This is a genomic window from uncultured Kocuria sp., assembly GCF_947500125.1.
GTDB lineage: Bacteria > Actinomycetota > Actinomycetes > Actinomycetales > Micrococcaceae > Kocuria.
The window spans coordinates 116,443-128,292 of sequence record NZ_CANMRA010000004.1 but is presented as its reverse complement, the minus strand read 5'-3'; the positions used below and the strand labels follow the sequence as shown (position 1 = coordinate 128,292).

The window sequence follows — 11,850 nt, the reverse complement described above, 5'->3', positions numbered from 1 at the left end:
ATTTGAACTACTCCCTACAAGGCACCCCCGGGCCGGATTATTCCCGTCCGGGCCCGCCTAGATGAGTAATTCCAAGGGGTGGGGGTCTTGGCGGGATGGGGCGAGGGTGCCCAGAATCGGCGTTGCTACCCGTGTCGCCGAACCCCTGGAGGTCCGTCGTGGACGCCGATCTGGACACCCTCGCCACCGCACTGTACGTCACGGCCGATGACTTGTTGAAGGCCCATTCCGACCGCGCCCCGCACCGCCCACCGACCGGGATCGCACCGCGGATCACGGACGCGGAACTGATCACCCTGGCCGTGCTCCAGGCCCTGGGCGGGTTCACCAGCGAGGCCCGCTGGCTGCGCCACGCCGGGGTGCACCTGCGCCATCTGTTTCCGCACCAGCCCCAGCAACCCGGGTACAACAAACGCCTGCGGGCCCTGACCGACACGATGGCCTGGCTCATCGGGGTCCTGGCCGCGGACACGACCATCGCCGGTGACGACGTGTGGCTGGTCGACTCCACCCCGGTGGAGTGCGCCCGGTCGAGGGAAACGGTCAAACGCTCGGCCCTGGTGGGGTGGGCGCAGTACGGCTACTGCGCCTCCCACTCCCGCTACTTCTGGGGACTGCGCCTGCACCTGGTGGCCACTGTGCACGGGCTGCCGGTGGGCTGGGCGCTGACCGGGGCGAAGGCCGACGAGCGGGCGGTGCTCACCGAGATCCTCACCGGCACGCCCGGGCTGACCGATGCGCACCGGAGCCGGCAGCTGGTGATCGCCGACAAGAACTACTACGGCAAAGCGTTCGAGACCGAGCTGGAGGAGGCCGGGCTCGAGCTGCTGCGCCCGGCCCGGGCGGGGGAGGCACCCCGTCCCGGGGCCCGGTTCTTCAAGCCCCTGCGCCAGATCATCGAGTCCGTCAACAACACCCTCAAGGCCCACCTGGACCTGGAGCGCCACGGCGGACGCACCGTCCGTGGCGTCTGCGCCCGGATCGCCCAGCGGCTGCTGGCCCTCACGACCGCGATCTGGCACAACGACCGTCTCGGCACCGGGGTCCGTCGATCCCTGACCGCCTACGACCACTGACCACCCCTTGGAATTACTCATCTAGGGTGGACGCATGCCTCTCCCCCACTTCCGTCCCCCCGGAACCGGGACCGTCGACCCGGGCGCCGTCGTCGCCGGCGAGCGCTACCGCATCAGCGTGCTGAGCCCCGGGCTGCTGCGCCTGGAGTACAGCCCCACCGGGCGCTTCGAGGACCGCCCGTCCGCGTTCGCCGTGGACCGCCGGTTCCCGGTGCCCGACTTCCGGGTGCAGCGCACGGACTCGGGGATCGAACTCCTGACGGAGCGGATCCACCTCAGCTACGACGAGGGCGCCTTCAGCCCCACGGGACTGTCCGCGCAGATCCGCGGCGGTGTGACCAACTACCACAGCGTGTGGCGCTACGGCGCCCCGGCCCCCACCCTGGGCGGGACCGCGCGCACCCTGGACGAGGCGGACGGGCCCATCCCGCTCGAGCCGGGCATCACGTCCCGCGAGGGCTTCGGGGTGGTCGACGACTCCGCCTCGGTGCTGCTCACGGAGGACGGCTGGTACGCGCCGCGCGGCGGCGAGGAGGGCGCCGTGGACCTCTACTTCTTCGGCTGGGGCCACGAGCACCAGCAGGCGCTGCGGGACTTCTACGCCCTCTCGGGGCCGCAGCCCGTCCTGCCCCGCTGGGCGCTCGGCAACTGGTGGAGCCGCTACCACGCCTACGACGAGGCCGAGCACCGGCAGCTGGTCGCCGACTTCGAACGGCACCGGCTGCCGTTCTCCGTGCTGGTGGTGGACATGGACTGGCACCTCACCGACGAGCACGTGGAGCGCCGGCACGGCTCGGGCTGGACGGGCTACACCTGGAACCGGGAGCTGTTCCCGGACCCCCGCGGCTTCCTCGCGTGGGCGCACGAGCGCGGCTACCGGGTCACGCTCAACCTGCACCCGGCCGACGGGGTGCGCTCCTTCGAGGACGCGCACCCCGCGATGCTCGAGGCCCTGGGCCGGGACCCGGGGTCGGAGGAGCCCGTGGCCTTCGACGTCACCGACCGCGACTTCGTGGCCGCGTACTTCGAGGTCCTGCACCGCGGCCTGGAGGCCGACGGCGTGGACTTCTGGTGGATCGACTGGCAGTCCGGGCCGCACTCCCGGCTGCCGGGCGTGGACCCCCTGTGGGTGCTCAACCACTACCACTTCCTGGACTCGGGCGCGGACGGGTCCCGTCCGCTGACGCTCTCCCGCTACGCCGGGCCGGGCAGCCACCGGTACCCGGTGGGCTTCTCGGGAGACACCGTCATCTCCTGGGCCTCGCTGGCGTTCCAGCCGTACTTCACGGCGACGGCGGCGAACATCGGCTTCGGCTGGTGGAGCCACGACATCGGCGGGCACATCTTCGGCGCCCGCGACGACGAGCTGGCCACCCGCTGGCTGCAGTTCGGGGTGTTCTCGCCGATCCTGCGCCTGCACTCGGGCGACAACGACTTCATCGCCAAGGAGCCGTGGCGCTACCGCGCCCCCTACGCGGAGGTCATGGAACGCGGCCTCCGCCTGCGGCACCGCCTGGTCCCGTACCTGCACACCGCGAACCGGGCCGCCGCCGTGGAGGGCGTCCCCCTGGTGCGTCCGCTGTACTACGAGCACCCCGAGGCGGAGCAGGCCTACCGGTACGGGCACCAGTACCTGTTCGGGGCCGAGCTGATGGTCGCCCCGGTCACCTCCCCCGCGGACCCCGTGGTCACCCGCGCGGCGGTGACGGTGTGGCTGCCGGAGGGGTCCTGGACGGACCTGTGCACGGGCACCGTCTATGACGGCGGGCGGGAGCTGGTGCTGCACCGCCGCCTGGAGGACGTCCCCGTTCTGGCCCGGGCCGGCGCGATCGTGCCCCTCGCCGGGCCCGACGACGACGCCGCGCCGGGCATCGGCAACCCCGCCGAGCTGGAGGTCCTCGTGGTCGCCGGCGCCTCCCACGCCTCCGTGCTCGACGAGGACGACGACAGGGGCGACGGCCGCGACCCCGGCCGCTGGGCGCGCACTCCGCTCGCCCTCGACGTCGCCGCCGGGGAGTTCACGGTGGGCCCGGCGCGGGGCCACCTCGGGTGCGTTCCGGCGGCGCGCACCTGGGTCCTCACGTTCATCGGGTTCGAGGAGCTGACGGAGCTCACCGTGACCGTGGACGGGCAGAGCGTGCCCGTCCGGGCCGCCCGGCACGGGGACGGGGTGCGCGGGCACCGCACCTCCCTCACCGTCGAGGGAGTTGCGCCCGGGGCGCGGATCGGAGTGCGGTCGGCCGGACTGCGCACCGTGGCCGCCCCGGATCCCGCCGCCCGCGTCTTCGACCTGCTCAACGACGCCCAGATCGGCTACGAGGTCAAGCAGCGGGTGCACGAGGCCGTGCGGCGAGACCCCGTGGGGGCGCTCGGGCAGGCGCCCGCCCTCGGGGTCGAGGGACCGCTGCTGAGCGCGCTCACGGAGCTGGTGCTGGCCGTGCGATGACGGGGCGGCCCGCACGGGGCGGTCTACAAGGGCGGTCTGCAGGAGTCGTGGCGCCGTCCGCGCCGCTCAGCCGCCGCGGATCAGCGCCCTGCGGCGGGTCCGCCCTCGTCCGGGCCGAGCTCGACGACGAGGATCGGCAGCGACAGCCGTTCGGCGGTGAAGGACACCACCCGGGCGTGCGGGATGCCCCTCTCCCGGACGAAGCGGCAGGCGACCAGTCCGTGGTCCCTGTTCTGGCCGATCATCAGCAGCCACTGTCTGCCCGCGGCGTCCAGCGCGTGCGCCTGGCGGTCCAGGTTCCGTCCCGCCGGGTCCTGCGCGGTGCCGCACTGGGCGAAACGGGCGGCGTAGGCCCTCATGTCCGCCTCGGTGCGCAGCAGCCCGGCGGCGACCCGCTGGAGGTCCTGGGTCCTCAGCTCGGGGGCGATCTGCTCCTCACGGATCTCGCGGATCCGCCCCCCGGTCCCGTCGCCGAGGACCTGGTGACCCGTGCAGCTGGTGCGCTCGATCCGCCGCAGGCGTGCGTCGTCCTTGTGCAGCTCCTGGTAGGCGCTGATCAGCGCATCGATCTCGGCGTCCAGGCCGGACCGCTCGGGCTCCTGGGGACCGCTGCCGTCGCGCGCCGGTCGTGAGGGGGACAAGCCGGCCTCCTGACCACTGGACGTTGGCGTCGCCATGTCAACGGTGCAGCCCCAGGGCGTATTCCGTCATGAACCTGTGGTCCGTCATGAACCTGTGGTCCGTCATGAGCCTGTGGGACCACGCCACCTGCACGTCGGCGGGCAGGAGCACGCTCCCGGCGGCGCCGGCCACGTCCCGGGCGGCGGATCCACGTTGCCCGCTCCTCGTCTGCGCTTCACCTCGCGTTGATCCGGGGGTCTCTTCGCCCCCGTTGACTGGCCGTGCCACCACTGCCGACCGGAAGGACGCTCCCCCCATGAGCACCCCCCGCTCCCCGTTCCGCCCGCTCCACACCGCTGCCGCCGGCGCCCTGTCGGCCGTCGCCCTGATCGGGGTGTCGGCCCCTGCCGTGGCCGCCCCCACCGCGACCGTCCCCGCTGCGCCCCCGGCCGCCTCCGTCGCCGCGGAGGACCGCCCCCTGGTGATCGGCCACCGCGGTGCTGCCGGCACCGCGCCGGAGAACACCGTGTCCGCGTTCAAGGACGCCCGCGCCGCCGGGGTCGACTACCTCGAGATCGACGTCCAGCTCAGCGCCGACGGGGTGCCGTTCCTGTTCCACGACAACACCCCGGCGCGCACCACGAACGTCGCCGAGGTCTTCCCGGGCCGCGAGCACGACCCGATCACCTCCTTCACCTGGGCCGAGCTCCAGCAGCTCGACGCCGGCTCCTCCTTCGACCAGAAGTTCGCCGGCGAGAAGATCCCGCACCTCGACGACGCCGCGAAGGTCGCCACCGTCAACACCGGCGTCTACATCGAGATCAAGTCCCCCACGAACTCCCCGGGCATCGAACAGGTCGTGGCCGAGTCCCTCGCCCAGGACAAGGACTGGGCGCAGCTGCTGGCCGCCGGCAAGGTCACCGTCATCGGCTTCGACGAGACCTCCAACCGGGCCTTCGCCGCGCTCGCCCCCGAGGTGCCCCTGCAGCAGCTGACCGGCACGGTGCCCGACACCGCGACGCTGGAGCGGTGGGCCGGTTTCGTGGACTCCGTGGGCACCAACTACCGGGCCCTGGACGCCGAGGGCGTCACGCGCGTCGACGCCGCCGGGCTGGACCTGGGGGTCTACACCGTGAACTCCCCCGAGGCCGTCCAGGCCGTGATCGACCTCGGCGTGGACATGGTCACCGGGGACTTCCCGATCCAGACCGGCCGCTACCTCGACGGACAGAACCCCTACCCCGCCGAGCACGGTGTGCAGATCGCCGACTCGGTCAACGACGTCCCGGGCAACGACCTCCAGCCGGAGATCGGTGAGCACGTGGTGCTCACCAACACCGGCCCCCGCACCGTGGACGTCAGCGGCTGGCTCCTGCGCGACGCCGCCAACAACGTCCTGGCGGTGGGTGAGGGCTACGAGCTGGCCCCGGGCGCGCAGCTGCGCATCCACACCGGACCCGGGACCGACACCGAGGGCGCCTACTACAACGGCGGCACGGGTTCCGTGCTCAACAACGGCGGCGACTCCGTCGCGCTGTGGACCGACGAGGACACGCTGCAGGACGTCTTCGCGAACTGAGCCAGGATCATCCCATCCGCTGTCGGGGCACGCACCCCGGGACGACGCCCCCGGGGTGCGTGCCCCGGCACCGGATCGACAGGGGCTCGGGGGCCTACCGGCGCAGCGCGAGCGGCAGGGTCAGCAGCGAGATCGCTCCCGCGATCAGCAGTGCGGTGCTGAACGAGGTTCCCGCGGCGACCATTCCCACCACGACCGCGCCGAGACCGGTTCCGATGTCGAAGCCGATGTTCCACACCGCGCTGGCAGGGCCGTAGTGCGGTCGGCTGACGGCGTGGAAGGTCACGACCAGCGTGAGGTTCTGCAGGCCGCCGTAGCTGACGCCCACCATCGCGGCTCCGGCCAGCAGGGCCCAGGCCGCGGTCGCCTCGGGATCGCGGACCGCCCAGGCGAGCACGGCCATGCCCACCGCGGTCAGCAGCACCAGCGGCCAGATGAACCTGGACGGTCCGTGCCGGTCGGACAGCGCGCCGATGCGCCAGCGCGCAAGTGCGGCGATGACGCTCATGAGCAGCAGCGCCAGGGCGGTCAGGCCGGCGCTGCTGCTCATCTGCGCCATGAAGGTGATCAGCGCGCCACCGGCCAGGGTGACGCCGGTCAGCAGCGCCATCGGGCGGAGGAGGCGCCGGTAGGGTGCCCGCCCCTGTTTCGCCGGGACGTGGTCCAGCATCCGGGCCAGACCGACTGCGGGCAGGGCAGCAGCAGCGGGCAGGGCGGCCACGGCGAAGACGGCCCAGAAACCGAGCTGTTCGGCGATCCAGGGCCCGGCCGACAGGAACAGTACTTGCGGTCCCGCGATCGCCAGGCCGTAGGCACCGATCGCCTTCCCACGGTGCTGTGGTTCCACCAGCTCGGCCACCAGGGCGCTGCCGCTCACGGTGAGCACGCCGAAGCCCAGCCCGCGCACCGCGGAGAGCGCCAGGGTCGGCCCGAGCGCGTCGCTGAGCCCGTGCGCCAGTGCGGGCAGCCCCAGGAGGAGCATGCCCGTGACGAGGACCGGTGCCCAGCCCCAGCGGCGCAGCGCGCCGGGGACGAACAGCTGCGTGAGCACGGTGAAGAGCATGAGCACGCCGTTCACCAGCCCCGCGCCGACCGTGTCGGCCCCGCCGCGCACCGCCCACAGCGGTGCGACCGGCAGCAGCGCCGCATACCCCGAGAATCCCAGGGCGGTCATCGTCAGCAGCAGCGGCATCCCCGGCGCCCGCCAGACCGGGCTGCTCACAGGTGACCGGGGCCGGCCAGGACGGTTCCGCCGTCGCGGCGGACGCCGACGGGCGTCCGTCCGTCCCGGTGGTCTCGCGGATCTGCGGGTGGCTGGTGGTGACGGGCATCGATGATCGGCATGGTGGCGCCAGTCTATGTACGGGATCCGCCCGCCGGCCGATGCGGGATTGGCATGATGGACCCATGAGCGAAACCCAGGACCCCACACCGCGTTCCGTCGAGCTGACCCGCACCGCCACCGGCCACTACACCGCCCGCAACCCGGCGGGGGCCGAGATCGCCTTCGGCCGTGGCGAGGGCCTGCTGTCCCCCGTGGAGCTGCTGCTGGCCGCCATCGCCGGGTGCTCGGCCATCGACGTGGACATCGCGACCTCCCGCAGCGCGGAGCCCTCGGAGTTCCGGGTCGGGGCCACGGGCCGGAAGATCGTCGAGGAGAACGGCGCGAACCGCCTGGAGGACCTGAACCTCTCCTTCCACCTCTCGTTCCCCGACGACGCGGCCGGCCGCAAGGCCGCGAGCATGGTCGAACGCCTCGTCACCCTCTCCCACGACAAGTACTGCACGGTCTCGCGGACCGTGGAGCACGGGACCGCCGTCGCCCACGACGTCCGCGTCGGTGTCGACGGCGCCGCGGACGACACCCGGTAGGCGCCCGCGCGCGCGGCGACGCCTACACTGCGCTCAAGAGACCCTGACCGGAGAGGATCGGCCGATGCCCGACGGAAAACGGCAGTGGATGCCCGCTGACCAGTGGGCGGTGCGGGAGAACCTGCGGGAGTTCATCGACCACCTCACACAGATGGGCTACACCGTGCCCCACGGTCACGAGGAGGACCCGGACCTCATCGATCCGGGGGGCTCGGCGGTGGAGACCTGGCGGGAGGAGCACCCCTACGACGAGCTGATGAGCCGGGAGGAGTACGAGTTCGAGAAGTACCAGCTGCAGATCGAGCTGCTGAAGTTCCAGTACTGGGGCCAGGACCACGACCTCCAGCACGTCATCGTCTTCGAGGGCCGCGACGCCGCCGGCAAGGGCGGGACGATCAAGCGCTTCACCGAGTACCTCAACCCGCGCGCGGCCCGCGTCGTGGCGCTGACCAAGCCCTCGGACCGCGAGGCCGGACAGTGGTACTTCCAGCGCTACATCCGCCACCTGCCCACCACCGGGGAGATGGTGCTCTTCGACCGCTCCTGGTACAACCGCGCCGTCGTGGAACCCGTGATGGGATTCTGCACCCCGCAGGACTACGCCCGGTTCATGGACCAGGCCCCGGTGTTCGAGAAGATGCTCGTGGACTCGGGCATCCACCTGACCAAGTTCTGGTTCTCCGTCACCCAGCAGGAGCAGCGCACCCGGTTCGCGATCCGCCAGATCGACCCGGTGCGCCGGTGGAAGCTCTCGCCGCAGGATCTCGCCTCCCTGGACCGGTGGGAGGACTACACCGAGGCCAAGGAGGAGATGTTCCTGCGCACGGACACCGACCACGCCCCGTGGACCACGGTGAAGTCCAACGACAAGAAGCGCGCGAGGATCAACGCCCTGCGCTTCTTCCTGGACCAGTTCGACTACGAGGACAAGGACTCGTCCGTGGTCCACCCGGCCGATCCGCTGATCGTCCGGCGCGGCCGCGACGCCGTCGGCGATTGAACCCCTCGATCCGGGCCGCGGACCGGGTCGACGGCCCTCTCCTGCGGGGACGGCGCCACGCCGCCTCCCCGCCGGTGATGCTGCCGTGCACCAGCAGCACGGGCGGGCCGGTCCCCCAGTGATCGACGTGGATGCCCGGCACGTGTGCCTCCTCGTGTCCGCGTGGTCGGCACGGCGGGCGCCCCGCCCCGGCGATCAGCCGGTGTTGCGCAGGCCGGCGGCCACACCGTTGATGGTGATGAGCAGGGCCCGCTGCAGCCCTTCGTCGACCTCCTGGCCCTCGGCGTCCTGCTCCCGGATCCGGCGCAGCAGCTCGACCTGCAGGTAGGAGATGGGGTCGAGGTACTGGTCCCGCACCTCGAGCGTCTGCTTCAGGGTGGGGTTGCCGTCCAGCAGCTCCGCCTGCCCGGTGAGCCGGGCGAGCTCGTCGAGGGTGAGCTCGTACTCGCGGCGGATCACCTCGAACACGTGCTGGAGCCGTTCGGGCACGAGCGCCCGGACGTAGTGGGCGGCGATCTCCAGATCGGTCTTGGCCACGGTCATCTCCACGTTGGAGATCACGGAGCTGAAGAAGTGCCAGCGCTCCAGCATGGTGCGCAGGTCCACCTCCATCCCCGCCTCGCGGGCGGCGCGCAGGCCCGAGCCCACGCCGAACCAGCCCGGCACGATCTGGCGCGACTGCGTCCAGCCGAACACCCACGGGATGGCCCGCAGCCCGGAGAGGCCCTTGTCCGACGACGGGCGCTTGGCCGGGCGGGAGCCGATGTTCAGCGCGCCGAGCTGCTCCACCGGGGTGGCGGACAGGAAGTACTCCGGCAGGTCGGGATCCTCGACCAGGCCCGTGTAGGCGGCGAAGGCGGCGTCGCTGACCACGTCCATGACCTCGCCCCAGCGGTCCAGCTCCTCCTCCGTGGAGCGCGGGTCCTGGTGCAGGGCGGTGGCACGGAGCACGGCCGCCAGGGAGAGCTCCAGGTTCTCGCGGGCCAGGGCGGGCAGGGAGAACTTGTCGCTGATCACCTCGCCCTGCTCGGTGAACTTGATCTCGCCGGCCAGGACGCCGCTGGGCTGGGCCAGGATGGCGTCGTGGGTGGGTCCGCCGCCGCGGCCCACGGACCCGCCGCGGCCGTGGAAGAGCCGCAGCCGCACCCCGTGCCGGGCGGCGACGTCGCGCAGCCGGCGCTCCGTCCGGTGGATCTCCCACCGGCTGGTCATCACCCCGGACTCCTTGTTGGAGTCGGAGTAGCCGAGCATGACCTCCTGGACGTCGCCGCGCGCCGCGACCACGCGCCGGTAGGCCGGGTCGGAGAGCAGCTCGTCGATGACCTCCGCGGAGCGGCGCAGCTCCTGGACGGTCTCCAGCAGCGGGGCGAAGCCGAGGGTGGCGCGGTCCTGCTCGCCCGTGAGGTCCACCAGCCCCGCCTCGCGGGCCAGGATCACGGGGGCGAGGATGTCGTCCGCGTCGCGGGTCATGGACACGATGTAGGTCTCGACGACCTCCTCGCCGTAGGTCTCCTGGGCCCGGGCGATCTCCCGGAAGACGGCGAACGTCCGGTCCGCGTCGCCGTCCAGGTGCACGGCCCCCGTGGCGAGCCCTGGCGGGGCCAGGGGCCGGCGGCCGGCGAGCTCCCCGGAGAGCACCGCGGCGCGGGCGGCGCGGTCCATGTCCGCGTAGGGCTGCTCGAGCTCCCCCAGCCGGTCGAGCAGCTGCCCCACGGCCTCGTGGTGGGCGTCGGCGTGCTCGCGGACGTCGAGGGTGGCCAGGCCCAGGCCGAAGCCGGCGATGGTGCGGGTCGCCGCGGCGAGCGAGCCGTCGGCGGCCAGCGCGCCCGCGTTGTTGCGCAGCGAGCGGGCCACCACCTCGAGGTCGGCCACGAGCTCGGCGGTGGTCCGGTAGTCCCGGCCCGGTTCGTGGGCGGTCTCCTCGGCGAACCGGCGGCGGGTGTTGATCAGCTTGGCCTTGATGCAGGTGAGCTTGAGCCGGTAGGGCTCCTGGGCGTTGAGCTCCAGCACCCGCGGGTCCAGGCCGGGCAGGTGGGCCACGTCCCGCTCCACGGACTCGCGCAGCTCGGGGTCGACGTCGACGATCGCGGTGGAGGGGGACAGCCGGGAGACGAGCACGTCCAGGAAGCTCAGGGCGATGTCCACGGCCGCCTGGCCCTGCAGCTGCAGGACCCGGCGGGTCATCTCGGGGGTGACGTTGGGGTTCCCGTCCCGGTCCCCGCCGATCCAGGACCCGAAGCGCAGCGGCGGGGGGCCCGCCGGCAGGTGCACGTCGTGCTGCGACAGCTGGTCCTCGAGGTCCGCGAGCAGCACGGGCATGGTCTCGACGAGGACCTCCCGCAGGTAGTACAGGGCGTTGCGGGCCTCGTCGAGCGGGGTGGGGCGGTTCTGGCGCAGCTCGTCGGTCTGCCACAGGAGCTCGATCAGCTCGGCGAGGCGCCGGTCCTGGCTGCGGCGCGCGGCGGAGCCCTCGGGGGTCTCGCGGGCCAGGATGTCGGAGAGGTGCCGGATCTTGGTCAGCACGGAGCGCCGGGAGGCCTCGGTGGGGTGCGCGGTGAACACCGGCCGGACGTCGAGGCTGCCCATCGCCTCACGCAGGGCGTCGGGACCGGCCTCGGCGGCGACGTCGGTGACGGCCGCGGCGAGCCACCCCTCGTCCTCGGGGCGGCGGCCGAGCACGCGCACGCGGTGCACCTGCTCGGCGGCGTTGGCCAGGTGGAAGTAGTGGGCGAAGGCCCGCACCAGGTCCGTCGCCCGGTCCAGGGGCAGCGAGCCGAGCAGGTCGCGGACCTGGCCCGCGGCGTCGTCGGCCCCGGAGGCCTTGGCGTCCTTCGCGTCCTTGGTGAGCCGGCGGACCTGCTCGACCAGCTCCAGCAGCTCCTGGCCGCGCTGGCGTGCCAGGGTCTCCCCCAGCAGGGTCGTGATGCGGCGGACGTCCGCACGCAGCGGGGCGTCGATCACGCCGGCCGGATGGCGGGCGGGGGCGGCGGTGCGGTCGTGCTGGGTCGTCATCTCGCGGCTGCTCCTGGCTGGTCGGTCGTCACGGTTGCGCGCGCGACCGACGAGCGGTCGCGCCGTCGGTGCCTACCGTGCCAGCCTACCCCGGGTGACCCACGTCGCACGGACCCGGCCCCCAGCACGGCCCCCGCAGCACGAACCCGCAGGACGACCGCGCGGGACGACCCCGGGAGAACCCGTGCCGGGCGGACCCGGGAGCGGTAGGTTCGGCGGTGAGCACACCTCGTCCGCACCAGGA

General features: G+C 72.6%; 8 protein-coding genes. 5 read left to right on the top strand and 3 right to left on the bottom strand.

Annotated features, from left to right (window positions below):
• Positions 1-158: 158 nt before the first annotated feature.
• Both Q0817_RS04150 and Q0817_RS04145 read left to right on the top strand, forming a co-directional pair.
• Complete coding sequence (locus Q0817_RS04150) at positions 159-1,076, top strand: IS982 family transposase (RefSeq protein ID WP_298584753.1); 918 nt, start codon at positions 159-161, stop codon at positions 1,074-1,076.
• Between the two features lie 34 nt (positions 1,077-1,110).
• A complete protein-coding gene (locus tag Q0817_RS04145) occupies positions 1,111-3,522 on the top strand; it encodes a TIM-barrel domain-containing protein (RefSeq protein WP_298584750.1) in 2,412 nt (803 codons plus the stop codon).
• An 80-nt stretch (positions 3,523-3,602) separates the two neighbouring features.
• On the opposite strand, the gene Q0817_RS04140 is transcribed toward Q0817_RS04145, so the two are convergent.
• Complete coding sequence (locus Q0817_RS04140; RefSeq protein WP_298584747.1) at positions 3,603-4,163, bottom strand: hypothetical protein; 561 nt, start codon at positions 4,161-4,163, stop codon at positions 3,603-3,605.
• A gap of 296 nt (positions 4,164-4,459) precedes the next feature.
• Here Q0817_RS04140 and Q0817_RS04135 point away from each other — a divergent pair, with 296 nt between their 5' ends.
• Positions 4,460-5,722, top strand: coding sequence for a glycerophosphodiester phosphodiesterase family protein (locus Q0817_RS04135; protein WP_298584744.1), 1,263 nt, complete (start codon positions 4,460-4,462; stop codon positions 5,720-5,722).
• A 94-nt stretch (positions 5,723-5,816) separates the two neighbouring features.
• Here the strand turns inward: Q0817_RS04135 and Q0817_RS04130 are convergent, their stop codons facing one another.
• Complete coding sequence (locus Q0817_RS04130; protein WP_298584741.1) at positions 5,817-6,944, bottom strand: MFS transporter; 1,128 nt, start codon at positions 6,942-6,944, stop codon at positions 5,817-5,819.
• 185 nt (positions 6,945-7,129) lie between these two features.
• On the opposite strand from Q0817_RS04130, the gene Q0817_RS04125 reads away from it, so the two are divergent.
• Both Q0817_RS04125 and ppk2 read left to right on the top strand, forming a co-directional pair.
• Complete coding sequence (locus tag Q0817_RS04125; protein ID WP_298584738.1) at positions 7,130-7,594, top strand: OsmC family protein; 465 nt, start codon at positions 7,130-7,132, stop codon at positions 7,592-7,594.
• Positions 7,595-7,658: 64 nt separating this feature from the next.
• The gene (gene ppk2, locus Q0817_RS04120; protein ID WP_298584735.1) at positions 7,659-8,594 is read left to right on the top strand and encodes a polyphosphate kinase 2; all 936 of its coding nucleotides are present in this window, start codon (positions 7,659-7,661) and stop codon (positions 8,592-8,594) included.
• 195 nt (positions 8,595-8,789) lie between these two features.
• On the opposite strand, the gene ppc is transcribed toward ppk2, so the two are convergent.
• Positions 8,790-11,606, bottom strand: a complete 2,817-nt coding sequence (gene ppc, locus Q0817_RS04115; RefSeq protein ID WP_298584732.1) for a phosphoenolpyruvate carboxylase — start codon at positions 11,604-11,606, stop codon at positions 8,790-8,792.
• Between the last annotated feature and the right edge of the window lie 244 nt (positions 11,607-11,850).

Excerpts from the sequence above, each read along its gene's own strand:
- Q0817_RS04145 (WP_298584750.1), top strand. The coding sequence starts at position 1,111 with ATGCCTCTCCCCCACTTCCGTCCCCCCGGAACCGGGACCGTCGACCCG.
- ppc (WP_298584732.1), bottom strand. The coding sequence starts at position 11,606 with ATGACGACCCAGCACGACCGCACCGCCGCCCCCGCCCGCCATCCGGCC.
- ppk2 (WP_298584735.1), top strand. The coding sequence starts at position 7,659 with ATGCCCGACGGAAAACGGCAGTGGATGCCCGCTGACCAGTGGGCGGTG.
- Q0817_RS04135 (WP_298584744.1), top strand. The coding sequence starts at position 4,460 with ATGAGCACCCCCCGCTCCCCGTTCCGCCCGCTCCACACCGCTGCCGCC.
- Q0817_RS04125 (WP_298584738.1), top strand. The coding sequence starts at position 7,130 with ATGAGCGAAACCCAGGACCCCACACCGCGTTCCGTCGAGCTGACCCGC.